This window comes from Bradyrhizobium manausense, from assembly GCF_001440035.1.
GTDB classification, from domain to species: Bacteria; Pseudomonadota; Alphaproteobacteria; order Rhizobiales; family Xanthobacteraceae; genus Bradyrhizobium; species Bradyrhizobium manausense.
Window position 1 is genome coordinate 21900 of the sequence record NZ_LJYG01000004.1, and the last position, 19545, is coordinate 41444.

Sequence of the window (19545 nt, forward strand, 5' to 3'; positions counted from 1 at the left end):
CTGACGTGACCTTCGACGTCGGCTGCGGCTGGCTGCATTCGGCCGACAAGAACTCCTTCGTGCCGATTGCGCGAACGCTCGGTTTCGAGCTCAACAAGGACCTGCCGCCCTGGCGCGAGCGCGCCTATGGCAATGCGTTTCCGCAAAGCCTGCGGGACGATTTCATGCGCGCGATGGACGCGTTCTACGACCGGCTCTGGCAGGCCGCGCAAAAGGGCAAGGACGAGCCGGCGAGCCTGAGCCTCGAGCCCGGCAATCGCTGGAACCCGATGATCGATGCGATCTCGACCTATATCAACGGCTGCGAACTCAAGGACATGTCGACGCTCGACTGGGACGCCTATGAGGACAGCGAACTCAACTGGCGCGTCCGCCGCGGCTATGGCGCGCTGATCGCGGCCTATGGCGCGCCCTGCCCGGTGGCGCTGAACTGCAATGTCACGCTGATCGATCACTCGAACAGGCGCGTCCGCATCGAGACATCACAGGGCACGCTGACCGCCGACAAGGTGATCGTCACCGTGCCGACCAATTTGATCGCTGACGAGGCGATCCGCTTCTCGCCACCTCTGCCCGCCAAGGTCGATGCCGCAGCCGGCCTGCCGCTCGGCGTCGATGACAAGGTCACGCTCGCGCTCGACGGCGCCGAAGCCTTTCCGAAAGAAGGAAACTTGCGCGGCGCCACCATGCGCACCGAGATGGGCACCTATCACATCCGCCCGTTCGGCCAACCCTGCATCGAAGGCTTTTTCGGCGGCAGCTTTGCCCGCGCGCTGGAAGATGCCGGCGACGGCGCTGTCGCCGCGCACAGCATCGACGAGATCGCAGGTTTTCTCGGCAACGACATCCGCCGCAAGCTGAAGCCGCTGTATGAGTCGCGCTGGGGGCGAGACCCGTTTGCGCGGGGGTCGTATTCGCACGCGCTGCCCGGGCATGCCGGCGATCGTGCTGTGTTGGCTGCGCCAGTGGATGGGCGGCTGTTCTTTGCGGGCGAAGCAACGTCGCCGAATTTCTTCACGACGGCGCATGGGGCGCGGGATAGCGGGGAGCGGGCGGCGAAGGAGGTGCTGGCGGCTCGGAGCAAACGATAGCCTCACACGCCGTCATTGCGAGCGCAGCGAAGCAATCCAGACTGCCGCCGCGACAAGATTCTGGATTGCTTCGCTGCGCTCGCAATGACGAGTCACTCGATCACCCGCGTGCGCAAATCAGCATCCGGCACGAAGCACGCATCATACTTGCCGAAGATGCGATAGCGATTGCGCGCGATGAGGCTGTAGACGAGGTCGCGTAGCGGCTTTGGCACGGCGAAGAGTGCGCGCACCCAGCTCCAGCCCGGCAGATGCGACAGCACAGTCAGCGCGGCGTCGGACTTCAAGAACGCTTTGCCGCCGTGAACGACGGCGTTCGTATCGGGATCTTCAGGATCGATGCCGAAGGTGCGGGCGAGCCCGGCGCCATACACCGATTGGATCGGCGTGAAGCGAAATCGTTTCGCTGTGTCGCGCTGCGCGACGAAGCGCACCCAGCGCGAGCAGAAGATGCAGACGCCGTCATACAGGATCACGTCGTCATCGGGCCATTTTGACATTAGCGATCATCCAGCATGAGCAGCGCGACCAGCATCAGCACGATCGCCGGCCCGGTCTTCACCAGCGCGCCGAGCGGCTCGATCCAGAGATCGGGCGTCAGGATCGCGGCGCCGAACATGTAGCCGAGCGAGGCGGCGATGCCTGCAACCAGGCCGATCGCAGCGGTGCGGCGGAAGGCGATCAGCGCGCCGATGCTCATGTCCATCAGGCTGGTGCCTGTCGTGACGGGATCGACCAGCGCGGGCGGGAAGTTGTGCGCGGTCAGGATGCCGGCCGCGGCGCGGTAGGAGACGAACAGCGCGATGAAGCCGGAGACGAGCCAGAACCCGACCAGGCTCGCAATGATCAGCGCCTTGATCGGGAACAGCCGCGCGAACCAGACGTCCTGGATGGTGGCGGGATGGCGCCCGATCGCATCCGCCAACGTCTTCGGCGCGATGCCGGTCGCGGCGATCCATGCCGAGGGATCGCCTCGCACGCCGCGGCGAAGCTCGGCGATCGCGGTGGAGCGCAGCGGCGGCATCCAGCCGAGCGCGCTGGCGAGATCGCCCAGTCTCGCGCCGAGATCGAGCATGAAGGGCGGCATCGTGATGTCAGGCCAGCCGGCCGTGCCGAATACGCGGCGGAACTGCTTGACGACGCCGGCCATCGTAACAGGCTCGGATTGCATGAGATCCCAGCTCACGGCCTTCACGGCGGCATCATCGATCTCACGCGCGGCGAGCCAGGCGATGGTCGCGGAGATATCCTCGACCGCAACGGGCTGAAAGGGCGTCGCCATCTCCTTGGCCGGAAGATCCAGCGGAAACGCGGCGAGCGCGCGCAGCATGGCGCTGCCGCCATAGGCTGAAGGCGCCACGACGAAGCCGGGCCGCAGGATGGCGCGGGGAATGCCGGATGCTGCGATCAGCCGCTCGGCCTCGCGCTTGGTCATGGCGAAGGCGGTGCGATCGGCATCCGCGTTGCCGGGAATCGAGATGTGCACCAGCCGGATCGCACGACCGCTATCGGCAATGGCTTGAAGCAGACGCCCGACAAAATCGCGATGCACGGCATTGGTGTCGCTGCCGGGGCCGTCCTGAAGCACGCCGAGGCAGTTCACGACGACGTCGACCTCGTGCTCGCTCAGCAGGCGTGTCAGCGCGGGCGGATCGAGCGACAGGATCGGCAGCTCGATATCGAGCGCGCCCATCTTCTGCGCCGGCGACAGCTTGCGTGCGACGCCGACAACGCGAAAACCTCTCGCGCGCAGATCGTCGGTGACGAAACGGCCGATGAGGCCGGAGGCGCCGAGCACCAAAATGGTTCCCTGGTTCATCGGATTCCTCAGAACGGCTTTGCGATCATCAGCCAGAGGATGGCCATCGTCGCGCCGAAGCCGGGAAAGCCGAACGCGAACCAGCGGCGAAACAGGACGAAGTAACGCTCCGGCAGCGCGGCTTTCTGCTCGGCGGCCTTGCGCGCGAGATCGCGCATCTCGATCTGCATGAAAACGACAGGAATCCAGAACAGGCCTGCAACGGCATAGAGCACGAGCGAGCCGAGGATCCAACGCTCCATGATCGACGTGGACGAGAGCATCATCAGCAGGCCGCCGGTGACCGGCTGCAGCATCACCGCCGATAGCGTGAAGATCGCATCCGCAATCACCACCACGGATGCCGTGCGTGCAATGAACTCGGCATTGTCGGTGCGATGGGCCATCAGCATGAAGAAGGCGATGCCGGTTCCGGTGCCGAGGATGATGATGGCGCCGATCACGTGCAGATATTTGACCAGGAAATACAGCATCATGGCTTCCTCGCCACCGGCCTTAGCACGCGATCGAGCTCGCCACTTGCAGCTTTGACGCCGGCCTCGGTCTCGATCATCCAATGGCCTTCGCTACCCACGGATGGCAGCGTGCGAACATCATCCTTGCCGCCGCCGCTGCGAAACGCATCCGCCAGTGCCTTCGAAAATGCCGGCGCAAAATAGCTGTCATTGGCTGCAACCAGCGATACCACGGGAATGCGCGCCGTCTTGCCGAATTCCGCCGCAGCAGCGAGCAGCGTATGCGGCGCACAGATCTTGTTGGGTTCGTCATTGGCATGACCGCCGCGCCCGGGTGCAAAGGCGATGATCGCGGCAATCGCTTTCGGATCGGCATGCGCAATTGCCAGCGCGCCCCAGCCGCCGGCGGAATGCCCGATCACGACCGCGGCATCCTTACGAATAAAATCCTGCTTTTGCAGATAGTCCAGCGCGAGCGAAATTTCCGCCGCGGTGGCGCGGCCGGCGCGCGCGTAATCCGCTTCGTCGCAGCCGCCTTGATCTTCCACATAGCGGCCACCGGTCGCGCCATGCCCGAGGCGCTCCGGCACCAGCACGGCAAAGCCGCGCGCGACGAGAAACGCTGCCAGGGCGCGATATTCCGGCTGCGGCGTTTGCGCACGACGGAGCACGTTCTGCGTTGACGCATGTGCGATCACGGCAAGCCGGAACGGGCCGGCGCCCGCGGGGCGAAACAGCAGCGCGCGCGCGGCAAAATCGGTATCCGGTGACGGCACGCGCCATTCTTGTCGGCGAAGCGGCCCGCCCTCCGGGCCCGACGCCCCGAACGTGACCTGCGCGCACACAGGCGACGCAGTCAGCAGAACCAGCAGAGGCAGGCGCGCAAGGATGTTGAACAGTCGCATGGGTTGCCGGGAGCGAGCACGGACGGCGACCGCCACACTAGTAGGAACGAATCATTTGGGGCGGACTTTCTGCGCTGCCGTTGCCGTTGCCGTTCATTCGTTGCCGCAAGGCAGTTTTGCACCGACTGATGGCACGCCGGTGCCGTTCGAAGTGGCGTCTTGTCTTTTTTCGGCACAACATGGTTAAAATACTGATGCAGAAAGTCCACAGGTTAACCGATAATTAACGATAGGCCTTGCCGCCGGCGCGGCGACTTGGTTTGATTGCGTTCATGAGCACAACCCTGATCGAGGTTCGGCCGGCCAAAGCTGCAGATGCGACTGCGGTGGCGTCCACCCATGACGAAGCCTGGCGTTCCGCCTATCAGGGCATCATTCCCGGTGCCGAGCTCGAGAAGCTGATCAACCGCCGCGGTCCGCAATGGTGGGACAGCGCAATCCGCAAGGGCAGCCGTGTCAGCGTGCTGGTGTTCGGCGACAAGATCGCGGGCTATGCGAACTACGGCCGTAACCGCGCCCGCAGCCTGCATTTCGACGGCGAGATCTATGAGCTGTACCTGCGTCCGGAGTTTCAGGGCCTCGGCTTCGGCCGCCGTTTGTTCGCCGCCGCCCGGCGCGATCTCATGCAGAGCAATCTGAAGAGCATGGTGGTGTGGGCGTTGTCGGACAATGATCCGGCGACCGAGTTCTACCGGGCCCTGGGCGGCCGCATGGTGGCACGCTCCTCGGAGCGGTTCGGGCCGAAGTCGCTCGACAAGGTCGCCTTCGCCTGGACCAATTAAGATCCGGACCAATCAAGGTTTGGACCAATTGAGCTGCTGAGATCTTGGCCGGCAGCCTTTCCACCCGCCGATACCGCCCGCGTTTGCGCAGGTGATCGCGGGATTCATTATTTCGCAAAAACACGATGGATCGAGGGGCCAAGCCCGCGTATGACAGCGCCAAAATCGCTGCCGGGCGCGATCTAACCTCGGCGACAACGGAGCCTGCCTTATGCGTATCGATGCTATCTCGATCGGAAAAAACGTACCCCACGACGTCAACGTCGTCATCGAAGTCCCGGTGGGCGGCGAACCGATCAAATACGAGATGGACAAGGAAGCCGGTACGCTCGTGGTCGATCGCTTCCTGTACACGCCGATGCGTTACCCCGGTAACTACGGCTTCATCCCGCACACACTGTCCGACGACGGCGACCCCTGCGACGTCTTGATCATCAACACCCGCGCCATCATTCCCGGCGCCGTCATGAGCGTGCGCCCGGTCGGCGTGCTGTTCATGGAAGACGAGGCCGGCGGCGATGAGAAGATTCTGGCGGTGCCGTCGTCGAAGCTGACGCAGCGCTACGACAAGGTGAAGTCGTATTCCGACCTGCCCGACATCACGCTGCAGCAGATCCAGCACTTCTTCGAGCACTACAAGGATCTCGAGAAGGGCAAGTGGGTGAAGATCCTGCGCTGGGGCGGCCCGGAAGAAGCCGCGAAGCTGATCCTCGAAGGCATCGAGCGCGAGAAGAAGAAGGGCTGATCGTCATTCCGGGGCGATGCGCAGCATCGAGCCCGGAATCTCGAGATTCTCAGGTGCGCAATTGCGCACCATAGTTCGCACTTCGTGCGCCCCGGAATGACGGCGTTTCCTACACCGCCGGCTTCGGCAAACCTGCGATCGCGCAAGCTGCGCGCAGCGTGTTCACGAGCAGGCAGGCGACGGTCATCTGGCCGACGCCTCCCGGCACCGGCGTCACCGCACCGGCAACGCCAAGCGCTTCCTGATAGGCGACATCGCCGACGAGACGGGTTTTGCCGTCGTCTTTCGGAATGCGGTTGATGCCGATGTCGATCACGGTCGCGCCCGGCTTCAGCCAATCGCCGCGCACCATCTCGGGCCGGCCGACCGCGGCATAGACGAGGTCGGCCCGCTTCACGATGCCGGGCAGATCGCGCGAGCGCGAATGCGCGATCGTCACGGTGGCGTTCTCGTTCAGCAGCAATTGCACTAGCGGGCGGCCGACCAGATTGGAGCGGCCGATCACGACGGCGTTCAGGCCTTCGAGCGAGGCGTGCACGCTCTTGGTCAGGATGATGCAGCCGAGCGGCGTGCAGGGCGACAGGGCCTGGAATCCGCCGGCGAGCCGACCCGCATTGTTCGGATGCAGGCCGTCGACATCCTTGGCGGGATCGATGGCATTGATCACGGCCTCGGTGTCGAGGCCCTTGGGCAGCGGCAATTGCACGAGGATGCCATGCACGGCGGGATCGCGATTGAGCTTTGCGACGACGGTCAGCAGGTCCGCCTGCGAAACATCTGCCGGCAGCTTGTGCTCGAATGAGGCCATGCCCGCGGCTTGAGTCTGCGTATGCTTGGAGCGGACATAGACTTCGCTGGCGGGATCGTTGCCGACCAGGACCACGGCAAGGCCAGGCACCAGATTGTGCTCGCGCCTGACGCGGGCGACCTCGTCGGCGACGCGGGCGCGAAGGTCCGCGGCGATGATCTTTCCATCGATGATCTTGGCGGTCATGTCAGTTCCCCTTGTCTGTCGATTTGACTGGCGCGAGCTCGCGCAACGCTTGGACAAGCCGTGCCGGATCGCCTTCGATGGCGACTTGCTTCAGCCGCGCCGTCGCTCCCGACACGAGACTGACGCTGGCCTTGGGCACACGAAGCGATTTCGCCAGCAGCGCCAGAACGGCGCGATTGGCCTCGCCGCCATCGGCGACGGCCCGCACGCGCACCTTCAGCACGCTGCGGCCGTCGGTAAGCTGCTCGATCCCGTCGACGCCATCACGTCCGCCGCGCGGCGTCACCCGCAGCGCGATGCTGACGCCCGTGGTGGAGATGCGCCATGGTTCCGTCAAGGCGCTCAGGGCTCCATCACGGTTCCACCGCCTAGGGTACGTTCGGGTAAACGTATTCGGCGAGATAGAGCTGGATCAACCAGAGGATGAAGAAGGCGACGATCGGAGAGATATCGAGCCCGCCCATGCTGGGCAGCCGGCGCCTGATAGGCCCCAGGACCGGTTCGGTAATCCGATAGAGAAATTCCGCGATCGCGCCAACGAACTGGTTGCGAGTATTCACGACGTTGAACGCGATCAACCAGGACAGGATTGCCGATGCGATCAGTAGATAGATGTAGAGATTGATGATCTGGATCAGAATGAAGACTATCGGACGCATCAGCGAAACACTCTCTGGGCCTGCCGCGGGGTGATCTTGGCTAAATATCGGTTCCCCCCGACCCAAACAAGGGAAGTCGGCATCCGGATGGCTAAAACCCCCTTACACCTGTCCTTGACTTGACCTTGGCGGGGACTTAAATGGCGCCCGGTTGTCGGCCGCGTTCACCAGAGCGGCCAGCAAAGGGGCCATAGCTCAGCTGGGAGAGCGCGTCGTTCGCAATGACGAGGTCGGCGGTTCGATCCCGCCTGGCTCCACCACGCTTCGCCCTTCNNNCGTGGCGCAGCCGCGCGGAGCCCGAAGGACGAAGCGTGGTGTCCGGCGGAGCCCGAAGGACGAAGACGGACTTGATCCTCCGAGTTCAGCCCCCCCTACTTCCCCGTAAACCTTGGCGGCCGCTTCTCCATGAAGCTCGCCACCCCCTCCCGGAAATCGCTGCCGTTCAGCGCCACCATCATCTCCCTGTTGGCCTCGATCGTGGCCTCGGCCAGCGTCTGGAACGGCACCTCGTAGAGCTGCCGCTTGATCACGGCCATCGCGCTCGGCGAGACGAAATCGGCGAGATCGCGGGCATAGGCGTAGGTTTCTTCGCGCAGCCTGTCAGGCGCGCAGAGCCGGTTGACCAAACCGATTCGCAGCGCCTCGTCGCTCGAGACGCGGCGCGCCGAGAGCAAGAGATCCATCGCATTGGCGTGGCCGACGATGCGCGGCAGCATCCAGCTGATGCCGTGCTCGGCAATCAGGCCGCGCCGCGCAAAGGCCGTCGTGAACACCGTATTGTCCGCGGCAAAGCGCAGGTCGCAATAGAGCGCATGGACGAGGCCGATTCCGGCGGTCGCGCCATTGAGCATCGCGATGACAGGCTTGCCGATCGAGGGATAGAAGCCGTAGCGCGTCTGCCAATCCGGCCGGCGGTTCATGTCGAACGGCGGCAGGCTCGAAGCGCGCCTGACATCGTTGGGGTCGAGCCCTTTCAGCGCATCCATGTCGGCGCCGGCGCAGAAGGCGCGGCCAGCGCCGGTCAGCACGATGACGCGGATATTGTCATCGGCGCTCGATGCCTCCATCGCATGGCGGACGTCGCGCTCCATGGTCGGAGTCCACGCATTCATGCGATCAGGGCGATTGAGCGTGATGGTCGCGATTCGATCGCTCACCTCGTAGAGAATGTGCTCATAGGCCATGGCGCTCTCCCTTTGTCGGCCGGCGCGCGTTCGCGCGCGCTCAACGGCAGCGAGCCTAGCATAGTCAGGAATGAGGCGAGGGCTTGCGTGAAGGCGCGATCACTCGGCGGCTTGCGCCAGCACCGGCCGGCGCGCCAGCCAGCCATCGATGAAATGATCGAGCCAGGCGCGTTCCGCGGCATCGTAGACCGCGCGGTCCGCGAAATGATGATGCCGCTCGCGGGCGCCGGGCGCGCCGAGACCGTCATAGCCACGCGTGGTCCAGCAATGCATCATGGCGTAGGTCACGTCAGGATGAAACTGCACGCCGAAGGCGTTGCCGGCACGGAATGCCTGGTTGGGAAAGTCATCACCCTCCGCAAGCAGCTCGGTGCCATCAGGCAGCTCGAAGCCTTCGCGATGCCAATGATAGACCTGCGCCGGCCAATCCGGACAGAGCGCGCGACCTGCCGCGGTCGGGCGGATCGGGTAATAGCCGATCTGGGTCAGCGCCTCTGCATGCGGTGCGACGCGCGCGCCAAGCTGCATCGCCAGCATCTGCGCGCCCAGGCAGATGCCGAGGAACGGCCGCTGTTCGCGGAGCGGAATCTCGATCCAGTCGATCTCGCGGCGGATGTAATCATCCGAATCATTCGCGCTCATCGGCCCGCCGAACACCACCGCTCCGGCATGCTGATCGAGCGTATCGGGGAGGGGATCGCCGAATCGCGGACGGCGGATGTCGAGGCGATGGCCGAGCGCGCGCAGCACATTGCCGACGCGGCCAGGCGTGGAGGATTCCTGATGGAGAACGATCAGGACCGGCAGGCAGGGATCGGCGGCGGCCGCGCTCGGCGTCCTCCCTCGGAAGGACACCACTTCTGCGCCATCAAACCTGTCCGTCCGAAACGACATGGCCTTTTGCGAGTGCTATCGGTTCAAGTCGTCAGCATAGCTAAGCGAAGGTTAACATCGCGTGAGTTTGCGCACACACGCAGCCCATACTCCTGCTCGATGCAGTCCTGCTTGATGTAGAAGCAAGCTCCGGGCCACCACGGGTGCTTCGGGCTGCTTCAGCTCCGCTGCCGTTGAAACCGGCTGGTGGCGGACAGGATGAAGCCGCGCGGGAAGAAGCGCAGCGCGAACGGCACAATCTTGATGCCGAGACCCGGCAGCACGGCCCGTTTGTTCGCCATCAAGCCACGATAGGCCTGCCGCGCAACGTCCGCGGCGGGAACGTTGAGAATCGCCGTATCATGCCCGGACCCGACCCCGGCACGCCCCTGGAATTCGGTTTGCACCGGTCCCGGACACAGCACGGTGACGCGCACGCCGCGCGGCGCGAGCTCCGCTCGCAACGCCTCGGTCAGCGAAATCACATAGGCCTTCGAGGCGTAATACACGGCCATGCCGGGACCGGGCAGGAAGCCCGCGACCGAGCCGACATTGAGAAGGCCGCCCTTGTTCCTGACGAGCTGATCGGCAAAGCGCAGCGACAGATCGGTCAGCGCCCGGACGTTGACATCGACGATGCCGACCTGCTCGTCGCGGTCGCGCTCGATCGCATCACCGAACACGCCGAAACCGGCATTGTTGACGAGATTGTCGAGCTCGACCTCTTCGGCAGCGAGCGCAGCGGCGATCCGCTCGCCGGCGTCGGCTTGCTGGAGATCGCAGGCGATCACGATCGGCCTCTTGCCGCATGTCGCAGCGAGCTCGTTCGCGAGCGCTTCGAGCCGGTCCGCGCGCCGCGCCGTCAGCGCGAGACGATGTCCATTCGCGGCAAACACGCGCGCCAGCTCCGCGCCGATGCCCGCCGACGCACCGGTGATCAACGTTACCCGCTCAGTCACGATCGCAGTCTCTTGATGTAATTTTTTGGGCCCCGAAACAGCGGGAACTGGAGCATAGGCCACGCGCGACAGGCAAGCGGTGCTGGCGGCATGGCGGTCTGAGCGACCGTCGGGAATGCGAGAAAAAGCCCGAATTTACAGTGACATACGGAACCGGGACGTTCCGGCGGCTACATTAAAGTTTCGTCATGTGATCGATACAACTAGCAATCACGCCGGGCTTGCGGTCGCTCAGCTTCCGAGAGCGCGGTCCGTGACCTGCCCGCCGGCACGCCCGGCGACGGCGTGCTTGAGATCGATCCGGTCGCGCTGGGAAACCCCGAGCAGGTCCGAGGCGCGCCAGACGACGTTGTCCTCGAACTCGGTGACCTGACCGTCGGCATAGACCAGCTCCCACATCATCTGGACGATGCGCTTGCGCCCCTCTTCATCGAGCGAGCGCATGATGACGCTGGTGAAGTGATAGAGATCGACCGCCTCGCCCTCGACCTCTGTCGCATCCGCGATCAGCCGGTCGGCGGTGCCGCGGTCCAGCTTGAAATGGCTTTCGATCAGATTGTGCAGCTTGCGCTGCTCGGCCGGCGTCGGCTGGCCGTCCAGGGAAACCACGTGGACCAGCAGCGCGGTTGCCGCCAGGCGGTAGTCGCTGTCGCCAAAGGCGCGGTCCTGACCATGGGGGGCAACAATGTCGGCGATGAATTGGCGCAAGCCGTCGAGCATAAGGTCCTACCGAAATCGATGACGCCGCAGCAAGCGCGGCCGCTACAAGCCTTATATGAGCGGGAAACTCAACCGGCGCAACGTGCGTCAGTTCCGCGCGCTGCATTACGTTTCGGCAATCTGTTCTCTCCGTCATGGCCGGGCTTGTCCCGGCCATGTCCGCAACGAAAGACGTGGNNNNGGATGCCCGGGTCAAGCCCGGGCATGACGACGGAGAATGTGGCGATGACCCCCGTCCCTCACGGTATCTCGTACACCACCATCTTGTCGGCGATGCCGCGCAGGGCCGCCTGCTTCTGGATCGGCTTGATCTCGCGCCGCTGCAGGATCTCGGCCACCGCCGGCGCGTCGAGCACCGGACCGGTGATGTGGATCTCCTGCGCTGTCGACAGGCTCTGCACGCGCGCGGCGATGTTGACGGTCTGGCCGAAATAATCCTGCCGCTCGTTGAGCATCACCGCAAGGCACGGGCCTTCATGGATGCCGATCTTGAGAATGAGATCGTTGGCGCCGCGCTGCTTGTTCAGATCATCCATCGCCGCGCGCATGCGCAGCCCCGCCGTGATCGCGTGCTCGGGCCTGACGAAGGTCGCCATGACGGCATCGCCGATCGTCTTCACGACGGCGCCCTTCTCGGCGGCGATGATCTCCAGCAGCGCCCGGAAATGCGCGCGCACGAGATCGAAGGCGCTGAGGTCGCCGACGCGCTCGTACAGCGCCGTCGAGCCCTTCAGGTCGGTGAACAGGAATGTCAGCGAGGTGATCTTCAATCGCTGATCGACATTGAGATTGTCGGCCTTGAAGACGTCGCGGAACGTCTGGTTCGACAGCATCCTCTTGGCGGTCAGGATCGGCTTGCGCTTGCCGATCATCTCGTGCATCGCGTCGGCGGCAATCCAGACCGAGGGCAGAACGCGACCGCCCGATTGATTTTCGAGCGTGAGGCGCAGCGGCCCGGGACGCATCACGGTAGTCCCCGTCGGCGCCTCCAGCTTGTTGAACATGATCGAAAGCTGCTGGCGTTCGCTGGTCGGCTCGCCCTGGACGTCCAGGAAATGCGCGGAATGGGTGACCGGCTCGAACACGATGATGAACTGGCTCGGCAGATTCAGCGAGAGGATCGCCTTTTCGCCGGCAGGCAATTCCAACGCTTCCAGTGTCACTTCGTTGATCAGGCGCGAAAAGGATTCTTCGTTGATGTCGACGCCCGAGCTCCAGAACATCTGCCGCACATATTCCCAGATCGGCAGCGTATCGGGATCGTGAGCGGCGATGCGGCGGACCTGCGGGCTGACGGTGAAGGCCACCTCGACCATCTCGTCGACCGACGCCTCGTATCCGGCCGCGCAGAGCGCACAATTGTAATCATCGTGCTTCAGTGATTTCAACGTCGTGTGCGCGCCCAGAACCCCTCCGCAACCGGGACACAGCACGTTCCAGCCGATGTCGAACAGGCCGAGACGCGAGGCATGCAGGAATCCGGAAATGACCTTCTCCTGATCGAGCCCGGTCCGATCGGCAAAATCCAATGCGTTGATGCGGTTGAGCTCGCGGTCGTGACCATTGGCGATCAGCTGCGCGATGGCCTCGACGACGGCGCGATCCGCGGTCTGCTTCAGAACGGAAATCTGGGCCTGGATGTCGGTCATGGTGCAACTCTATCTGGGGTGGATCACGCCGGCGGCCAGACGACGGTCTATCACCGCCGCGTGATGCGGAACATGGGTGAGTGGTCCGGCTGGGTCGTGACGACGCCAAACGGAATGACCGGCGCTGCGTCCACCAGTTCGACGCGGAACGCGCCGATCAGTCGTGCCAGCGCCAGCACGGATTCGGCTTGCGCGAACGGCGCACCGATGCAGACGCGCGGGCCGGCACCGAACGGCAGATAGGCGAAGCGATCGGGCGGCTCCTTCGACATGAAGCGTTTCGGGATGAACGCGTTGGGCTGATCCCATAGCTTCTCGTGCCGGTGCAGCAGCCAGGGGGCGATCATGATGATGTCCCCCTTGTTGACCTCGGCTCCGGCCACGATGTCCTTGCCGCGCGCGGCGCGCGCAACAAGGAAGGCCGGCGGATAGAGCCGCATGGTCTCGTCGATCACCGCGCGGGTGAATTTCTGCCGGTCGATATCGACCATGCTGTCGAGATGCTCGCCGCGCGTCTCGGAAGCGACCTCTTCCTGCGTGTCGGGGTCGAGCGCCAGCAGATAGAGCGCCCAGAACAGTGCGGTCGCGGTGGTCTCATGGCCCGCCAGGATCATGGTCGCGACCTCGTCAACGAGCTGCTCGTCGGAAAAGCCCTTGCCCGTCTCGGGGTCGCGCGCCTCGTCCATGAGATCGAACAGATCGCGCGGAGGCGCGCCGTGCTTCTTTCCCACCGCACGCCGTTCGGCGATCAGCATCGCGACAAATTGGGTCCAGCGCTTGCGGAAGCGGGCGCGGGCCCGGTCCATCGGGGTCGGCCACGACACCGGTAGCGCCATGTCGAGGAAATGGGCCCGCCCGAGCCGCTCGCCATATTCCATGACGAAGTTGCGCAGGGTCGGACCGTGCTGGTCCATCCCGAACGAGAACATCGTGCGTCCGGCAATCTCGAGCGTCATGCGCTGCATGATCTCGCGCAGATCGACCGGCTCGTTGGTTCGGGTCTCGAGCTTGGCAATGGTCTCGTCGAGCACCGCCGTCATGTGCGGGACGAGATTGGCGGTAGCGCGGGGCGTGAACGCCGGCGACAGGGTGCGCCGTTGAAATGTCCAGGCGTGGCCCTCGGCGAGCAGGAGACCCTCGCCGAGCACCGGACGCAGCATGCGGATGCCCGCCGGCGTCCGCGTGTAATTCTGGTAGTTGCTGAGCAGGACGTGCCGGATCGCATCCGGCTGGTTCAGGATGAAGCTCTTGTGCAGGAAGAAGCGGCCCTGGATGACCTCTTCCTCATAGGCGCGCTGCCCCCAGGTCGCGATCATGTTCCGCTTGATCACCGCGATACGGCCGAAGAACGACATGTTGTCGGGCGCACGCGGTGGCGTCGGCGGGATGATAGGCCGGCGCATGCTGGCGATGTTCATGGCTCCCTCCCGCAGACCTGACGCAAGCAAATAGCTAGTAAGTCAGCTCCGCAACCGCAATCCTGTTCTCGGAGGCCGGCCAGGCGCGCGCCACAATTCGTTCTTCGTTGAACTGGGCCACGATGTTACGCCCGACCTCGCTGGCCGGAAGGCGCAGGGTTGCTGTCGCATCCGTAGGCACGCCCGGCGTGACGTCCGCGGGCTCGCGGCCATCGAGCAGAACGGTATCGCGCGGCAGCCCGAAATAACCGCGCGGGCGCGACATGATCACGACCGCGCCGGCATCCTTCTCTTGCGGAAGGAAGGGCCGCGCGGCGCGCAGATGCACGACATCGGAGGAACGCGGGAAGGGCGAGCGGTAGAAGTGCGTGATCGGGGCGTCCGGCGAGGTCAGGACGATCTCGAGCGGCGAGGCGGGATCGACCTCGGCCGGCCCCCAGCGTCCATCGGCGCCCGTGGTCAAGCGGTAAACCAATTCGCCTTTGAGCTCCCCGCTCTCGCGGTCGACATGGTAGATCTCGACAGTTGCGCCGGCCACGGGGCGATTGGTCGGCGCGCCATCCGCGGCGCCCGTGACCAGTCCACCGATATGGACCGTCCGCTCCGGCGTGATCGCGATGCGCGCGGGCTCGCGACCGGCGATGAATTTGTAGATCTCGCGGAACGCCCGCGGATGATACGCCGTCTCGCGATGATCGATCGCGCCGAGCACGAGATTGGTCGCGCCCTTCAACTCCGGCCCTTCGGCGGTGACATTGGTCGGCACGCCCGGCTTGCCCATGAAGCGGCCGTCGGGCTGCGCATATTTGTCCATGCCGTCGCTGCGCAGGGTAAGGAAGGCGACATCAGGCGTCACCTCGCTCTCGCCTTCGTTCAGACCGCGCAGGAAGGCCCCGCGTCCGTTGAACTCGCTGCCGAGCAAAGCGTCGAGCGCAAACACGCCATGATTGGGCGTGCCGCACAGCACCGCGTGGCTGACATCGCCGGCGCCGCCATTCTTGATGACGTTGCGGATCGAGTTGCCGCCGCGCGAATTGCCGACCAGCGCCACGCGCGCCGCGCCGGTACGACGTTTCAGTTCAGCGATGGCCGCGGCAAGCTCGCGGCGCTGCTCTTCGGTCGAGGACCGGTTGGGCTGCTCGACCGCATCGTCGTCACGCGCCCTGGGATTGGTGAAATTGATGGCCATCATACGGTCGCGCGCGATGCCGTTGGATTCCATCCGCCACAGCGTCGTGATCCAGAGGGCGTCGTAATCGCCATTGCCATGGACGAACAGGATCGGCGGCACCTCGGAACTGCTGGCCGTCAACGATGTCTGCGCCAGCGCCTCCATCCGCAAGCTCGCAACCGCGAAAGGCAGGCTGGCTGCGCCTTGCAGGATTGTCCGTCGTGACAGCTTCATTCCATCCTCCCCGGTAAAACCCATATCTTTGCACCGCTTATATCTTTGCACTGCTTATAGCGGCCCAACCACTGGACAGCGAAGGACTTTCGCGGGCATCACTGGGTCTGCCGGAATTATTCAGGCCATTCCTGCCATACCTCTTGGAAGGGTATATGACCGAGCAGACGAACCGTCAGAGACGTTCCGCCGACGGCATCACCGCGCCGCTGCGGTACACCGTGTTCCGGCGCATCTGGCTCGCCAGCCTGCTCTCCAATCTCGGCCTCCTGATCCAGGGCGTGGGTGCGGCCTGGGCAATGACGCAGATGGCGGCCTCCGCCGACAAGGTGGCGCTGGTGCAGACCGCCCTGATGCTGCCGATCATGCTGATCTCGATGCCGGCCGGCGCCATCGCCGACATGTACGACCGCCGCATCGTGACGCTGGTGGCCCTCATGATCGCCCTGACCGGCGCGTCGGCCCTCACGATCCTGGCCGGGCTCAAGCTCATCGCCCCGGAATCGCTGCTCGCCTTCTGCTTCGTGGTCGGCAGCGGCAATGCGCTGTTCGGTCCGGCCTGGCAGTCCTCGGTCAGCGAGCAGGTGCCGCCGGACGCACTGCCGTCGGCAGTGGCGCTGAACGGCATCAGCTACAACATCGCGCGCAGCTTCGGCCCCGCGGTCGGCGGCGTCATCGTTGCCGCCGCCGGCGCGGTCGCGGCATTCGCCTGCAACGCGATCCTCTATCTGCCGTTGCTGGTGGTGCTGCTGCTCTGGCGGCGCGTGGTCGAGCCCTCGCGCCTGCCGCGGGAGAAGCTCAACCGCGCCATGGTCTCGGGCTTCCGCTACATCACCAACTCGCCGCCGATCAAGATCGTGCTGTTGCGCACGCTGGTGATGGGCCTGATCGGCGGCGCGATCATGGCGCTGATGCCGCTGGTCGCCCGCGACTTGCTGCATGGTGGTGCGCAGACCTACGGCATCATGCTGGGTGCGTTCGGCATGGGCGCGGTGGTCGGCGCACTGAACATCCACGAGCTGCGCAAGCGCATGAGCGGCGAAGCTGCGATCCGCGCCTGCACCATCTCAATGGCGTTTGCGATGGCCGCGATCGCCCTGAGCACCGAGCCGGTGCTGACCGCGGCCGCGCTGGTGCTGGCCGGCGCGGTCTGGATGGCGGCGGTGGCGCTGTTCAACATCGGCGTGCAGCTCTCCGCGCCGCGCTGGGTCGCCGGTCGATCGCTCGCCGCGTTCCAGGCCTCGATTTCCGGCGGGATTGCGATCGGCGCCTGGGGCTGGGGCCATCTCACCGACTACGCCGGCGTCGAGGTCGCGCTGCTCACGGCCGCCGGCCTGATGCTGATCTCACCGCTGCTGGGGATCTGGCTTGCAATGCCGCGCGTCGGCGCCCGCAACGAGGATGCCGAGGTGCTGGCCGATCCTGAAGTCAAGCTGCCGCTGACGGGGCGCAGCGGACCGCTGGTGGTCGAGATCGAATATCGCGTCGCCCAGGAGAATGCGCGCGCCTTCCACAATGTGATGCAGGACGTGCAGCTCTCCCGGCAGCGCAACGGCGCCTATGGCTGGTCGATCGCGCGCGACATTGCCGATCCGGAATTGTGGACCGAGCGCTATCACTGCCCGACCTGGTTCGACTACTTGCGCCAGCGCAACCGTTCGACCCAGTCCGAACGTGCGCTGCATCAGCAGGCGATCGATTTCCACATCGGCCCCGATCCGGTGCGGATCCGCCGCATGCTGGAGCGGCCGTTCGGCTCGGTACGCTGGAAGGAAGAGACGCCGGATCGCGCGAGCGCCGAGGTGCTGCCGGTGGTGGCGACTGCGGCGGGGAGCAGCATCAGTCGCTAGCTACGGTAAAATGGTCACTGCCCGTGTTCGGTCAGCACCTTGTCGCAGGCCTTGCTGAGGCGCGCGCGATGCTCCTTCAGGCAGGCGAGCACGGCGCTATCGCCGTTGCTCATCACGGCGCGGCAATGACGCGTGACGTCGCGCGCGCAGGCATCATGGCCGGGCTGCTGCTGCGCGAGGGCGCCTGAGGCGCACAGGATCAAAGGGACAATGAAAAAAAGTCGGCTCATCGCATAATGCCTCGTACCCGGAAAGCTATGCGGGCGAAGCTAGAGCGGTGATGCCGCACCCGCAACGGCTTTGTTGCCAGACAGGCTGACACGGCGGGATGGCTCCGGCGTTGAGCCGAAGCGCATCGCGAGGGGAGCTCGAAGCGACCGAACGGCTCGGGCCCTTACTGGCCGTCCTGAGCGTCAGCAACCTTGCGTGACGCGCCCTTGGCGAGGTCCTTGTCCATCACCGCGCGGCAGCCGGCGCTTAAGTCCGAGCGATGCTTGATCATGCACGCGGTGATCTTCGGAATGTTGGGGATCTCTGACGAGCACAGGCGGAAGGCGTCGCCGGTGCACATCTGCTGGGCCTCGGCGGTGAAGGCGAAGCTCGAGGTCGTCGAGACGATCGAGACGATGGCGGCAAAGCCCAGGGCCAGGCTGGTGTCGCGGATCTTGGCAGTGAATTTGGCAGTGAACGACTTGGTCATTTGCAGCTCCCATTGGCACCGCCGCAGCGGGGCCCGTTGTTGATGGGAACTACGATGCTCCAGCAAAACAGTTTCCACTGTGATGACGGTCACGGGCGAGCGCGCCTCTGTGACTTCGGTCACTTTGGCGCACCCACCTGAAATTCCTCCAGAACCGCTGCCGCGTTGGTGTCACGTTAACTGTTCCTTCGCATTAATGGCTTGCGACGCGGGAAATTCCGCTGGTTTGGTTGCGTGATTGGAAAGAGTAGCGATGCGTAATGCGTTGGGCCTGATGCTGGCCAGTGTGGTTGCGGCGATCGTGATCGCCGGAGGTTGGTATTTTTATTCCGCCCGCGCCGACCAGGGCGCCCCCAAGACAACAGCCGCCCGTGCCGCCGATGCTCTGCCGGCGCAGGCCAAGCTCGCCGCCAAGGATGACGTCGAGACCACCGCGACGATCGCGGGCAAGCCGGCCGCTCCCGCTGCGGCAGCCAGCTCCGCACCCGCGCCCGCAGTGGCACCGGTTCAGCCGGCGAACTGCAGCAATCCGAATGCCCTTGGCGTCTCGCGTGTGGTCGAGATCGACACGACCGGCGGTCCGGGCTTCGGCTTCGAGCAGTACAAGCAGTTCGATTTCCTCACCGACAAGGAGGTCGTGCTGACCTTCGACGACGGTCCGTGGCCGGTCAACACCCCGGCGGTGCTCAAGGCACTCGCGGATGAGTGCACCAAGGGCCTGTTCTTCTCGGTCGGCAAGCATGCGACCTACCATCCGGAAATCCTGCGCCAGGTGCTCGCGCAGGGCCATACGGTCGGCGCGCACACCTGGTCGCATGTCAACCTCGCCGGCAAGAAGATGACGGAGCAGCAGGCCAAGGACGAGATCGAGAAGGGCTTCAGTGCCGTGAAATGGGCGCTCGGCACCAATCCGTCGCCGTTCTTCCGCTTCCCGCAACTGTCGCAGAGCCCGGCGCTCGTGAGCTATCTCGGCAGCCGCAACCTCGGGATCTTCTCGACCGACCTCGACTCCTTCGACTTCCGCAAGGAGAGCACGCCGGACAAGATCGTCAGCAACGTGATGACCAAGCTCGACAAGCTCGGCAAGGGCATCATCCTGATGCACGACTTCCAGAAGCGCACCGGCGAAGCGCTGCCGACGCTGCTCGCGCGCCTCAAGGCCGGCGGCTACAAGGTGGTGCAGATCAAGGCGAAGACGACATTCGACTCGCTGCCCGAGTATGATGAAGCGGTGCTCAGGGAGTTGAAGGTGCCGGCGTCGAGTGCGACGAACGGGCGTCCAGTCTCGAGCGTGGTGCAGACGGTCTCGCAGCGCTAGGCGTTTTGCGGTTCGACAA

General features: G+C 64.6%; 21 protein-coding genes and 1 tRNA gene. 6 read left to right on the top strand and 16 right to left on the bottom strand.

What is annotated here, in order from left to right; all coding sequences use genetic code 11:
- A partial coding sequence (locus tag AOQ71_RS00655; RefSeq protein WP_245316593.1) for a flavin monoamine oxidase family protein occupies positions 1-1091 on the top strand: 1091 nt, incomplete at its 5' end.
- Positions 1092-1183: 92 nt separating this feature from the next.
- Here AOQ71_RS00655 and AOQ71_RS00660 read toward each other — a convergent pair.
- Genes AOQ71_RS00660 through AOQ71_RS00675 form a run of 4 tightly spaced genes read right to left on the bottom strand, consistent with a single transcriptional unit; the run spans position 1184 to position 4270 of the window.
- Entirely contained in the window at positions 1184-1591 is a 408-nt protein-coding gene (locus tag AOQ71_RS00660) for a thiol-disulfide oxidoreductase DCC family protein (RefSeq protein ID WP_057740580.1), read from the bottom strand.
- The gene (locus AOQ71_RS00665) at positions 1591-2910 is read right to left on the bottom strand and encodes an SDR family oxidoreductase (protein WP_057740582.1); all 1320 of its coding nucleotides are present in this window, start codon (positions 2908-2910) and stop codon (positions 1591-1593) included. Before AOQ71_RS00665 ends, AOQ71_RS00660 begins: the two co-directional genes overlap by 1 nt.
- A gap of 8 nt (positions 2911-2918) precedes the next feature.
- The gene (locus tag AOQ71_RS00670; protein ID WP_057740584.1) at positions 2919-3386 is read right to left on the bottom strand and encodes a DUF2269 family protein; all 468 of its coding nucleotides are present in this window, start codon (positions 3384-3386) and stop codon (positions 2919-2921) included.
- The gene (locus AOQ71_RS00675) at positions 3383-4270 is read right to left on the bottom strand and encodes a dienelactone hydrolase family protein (RefSeq protein WP_057740585.1); all 888 of its coding nucleotides are present in this window, start codon (positions 4268-4270) and stop codon (positions 3383-3385) included. Before AOQ71_RS00675 ends, AOQ71_RS00670 begins: the two co-directional genes overlap by 4 nt.
- Positions 4271-4542: 272 nt before the next feature.
- On the opposite strand from AOQ71_RS00675, the gene AOQ71_RS00680 reads away from it, so the two are divergent.
- Positions 4543-5052: a GNAT family N-acetyltransferase gene (locus AOQ71_RS00680; RefSeq protein WP_027555342.1), complete on the top strand. Its 510-nt coding sequence runs from the start codon at positions 4543-4545 to the stop codon at positions 5050-5052.
- Positions 5053-5263: 211 nt separating this feature from the next.
- A complete protein-coding gene (ppa, locus tag AOQ71_RS00685; RefSeq protein WP_057740587.1) occupies positions 5264-5797 on the top strand; it encodes an inorganic diphosphatase in 534 nt (177 codons plus the stop codon).
- Positions 5798-5906: 109 nt separating this feature from the next.
- On the opposite strand, the gene folD is transcribed toward ppa, so the two are convergent.
- Genes folD through AOQ71_RS00700 form a run of 3 tightly spaced genes read right to left on the bottom strand, consistent with a single transcriptional unit; the run spans position 5907 to position 7450 of the window.
- Entirely contained in the window at positions 5907-6791 is an 885-nt protein-coding gene (folD, locus tag AOQ71_RS00690; RefSeq protein ID WP_057740589.1) for a bifunctional methylenetetrahydrofolate dehydrogenase/methenyltetrahydrofolate cyclohydrolase FolD, read from the bottom strand.
- Position 6792: 1 nt separating this feature from the next.
- Positions 6793-7137 carry a DUF167 domain-containing protein gene (locus AOQ71_RS00695; RefSeq protein WP_057740591.1) on the bottom strand — a complete coding sequence of 115 codons (345 nt, stop codon included), beginning with the start codon at positions 7135-7137 and terminating at the stop codon, positions 6793-6795.
- A 22-nt stretch (positions 7138-7159) separates the two neighbouring features.
- The gene (locus tag AOQ71_RS00700) at positions 7160-7450 is read right to left on the bottom strand and encodes a YggT family protein (RefSeq protein ID WP_057740594.1); all 291 of its coding nucleotides are present in this window, start codon (positions 7448-7450) and stop codon (positions 7160-7162) included.
- Between the two features lie 184 nt (positions 7451-7634).
- On the opposite strand from AOQ71_RS00700, the gene AOQ71_RS00705 reads away from it, so the two are divergent.
- Positions 7635-7710, top strand: a tRNA-Ala gene (locus tag AOQ71_RS00705).
- Between the two features lie 111 nt (positions 7711-7821).
- Here AOQ71_RS00705 and AOQ71_RS00710 read toward each other — a convergent pair.
- The 7 genes from AOQ71_RS00710 to AOQ71_RS00740 all read right to left on the bottom strand — a co-directional run bounded on the left by AOQ71_RS00710 (position 7822) and on the right by AOQ71_RS00740 (position 15658).
- On the bottom strand, positions 7822-8634 hold the full coding sequence (locus tag AOQ71_RS00710) for an enoyl-CoA hydratase (RefSeq protein WP_057740596.1): 813 nt from the start codon (positions 8632-8634) through the stop codon (positions 7822-7824).
- 99 nt (positions 8635-8733) lie between these two features.
- On the bottom strand, positions 8734-9528 hold the full coding sequence (locus AOQ71_RS00715; RefSeq protein ID WP_057740598.1) for a glutamine amidotransferase: 795 nt from the start codon (positions 9526-9528) through the stop codon (positions 8734-8736).
- A gap of 158 nt (positions 9529-9686) precedes the next feature.
- Positions 9687-10466 (bottom strand): SDR family NAD(P)-dependent oxidoreductase, encoded by a 780-nt coding sequence (locus AOQ71_RS00720; protein ID WP_057740600.1) that lies wholly within the window; start codon positions 10464-10466, stop codon positions 9687-9689.
- A gap of 231 nt (positions 10467-10697) precedes the next feature.
- Positions 10698-11186 carry a tellurite resistance TerB family protein gene (locus AOQ71_RS00725; protein ID WP_057740602.1) on the bottom strand — a complete coding sequence of 163 codons (489 nt, stop codon included), beginning with the start codon at positions 11184-11186 and terminating at the stop codon, positions 10698-10700.
- A gap of 239 nt (positions 11187-11425) precedes the next feature.
- Positions 11426-12835 (bottom strand): adenylate/guanylate cyclase domain-containing protein, encoded by a 1410-nt coding sequence (locus tag AOQ71_RS00730; protein WP_057740605.1) that lies wholly within the window; start codon positions 12833-12835, stop codon positions 11426-11428.
- Between the two features lie 50 nt (positions 12836-12885).
- Entirely contained in the window at positions 12886-14253 is a 1368-nt protein-coding gene (locus AOQ71_RS00735; protein ID WP_057740607.1) for a cytochrome P450, read from the bottom strand.
- 34 nt (positions 14254-14287) lie between these two features.
- Positions 14288-15658, bottom strand: coding sequence for a hydrolase (locus AOQ71_RS00740; RefSeq protein ID WP_057740610.1), 1371 nt, complete (start codon positions 15656-15658; stop codon positions 14288-14290).
- Positions 15659-15813: 155 nt separating this feature from the next.
- On the opposite strand from AOQ71_RS00740, the gene AOQ71_RS00745 reads away from it, so the two are divergent.
- Positions 15814-17508, top strand: a complete 1695-nt coding sequence (locus AOQ71_RS00745; protein WP_057740611.1) for an MFS transporter — start codon at positions 15814-15816, stop codon at positions 17506-17508.
- Positions 17509-17522: 14 nt separating this feature from the next.
- Here the strand turns inward: AOQ71_RS00745 and AOQ71_RS00750 are convergent, their stop codons facing one another.
- Both AOQ71_RS00750 and AOQ71_RS00755 read right to left on the bottom strand, forming a co-directional pair.
- Entirely contained in the window at positions 17523-17738 is a 216-nt protein-coding gene (locus AOQ71_RS00750; RefSeq protein ID WP_057740614.1) for a hypothetical protein, read from the bottom strand.
- A gap of 164 nt (positions 17739-17902) precedes the next feature.
- Positions 17903-18208 (bottom strand): hypothetical protein, encoded by a 306-nt coding sequence (locus AOQ71_RS00755; RefSeq protein ID WP_057740616.1) that lies wholly within the window; start codon positions 18206-18208, stop codon positions 17903-17905.
- A 253-nt stretch (positions 18209-18461) separates the two neighbouring features.
- Between AOQ71_RS00755 and AOQ71_RS00760 the strand changes: the two genes are divergently transcribed.
- On the top strand, positions 18462-19526 hold the full coding sequence (locus AOQ71_RS00760; RefSeq protein WP_057740618.1) for a polysaccharide deacetylase family protein: 1065 nt from the start codon (positions 18462-18464) through the stop codon (positions 19524-19526).
- The last annotated feature ends 19 nt before the right edge of the window (positions 19527-19545 follow it).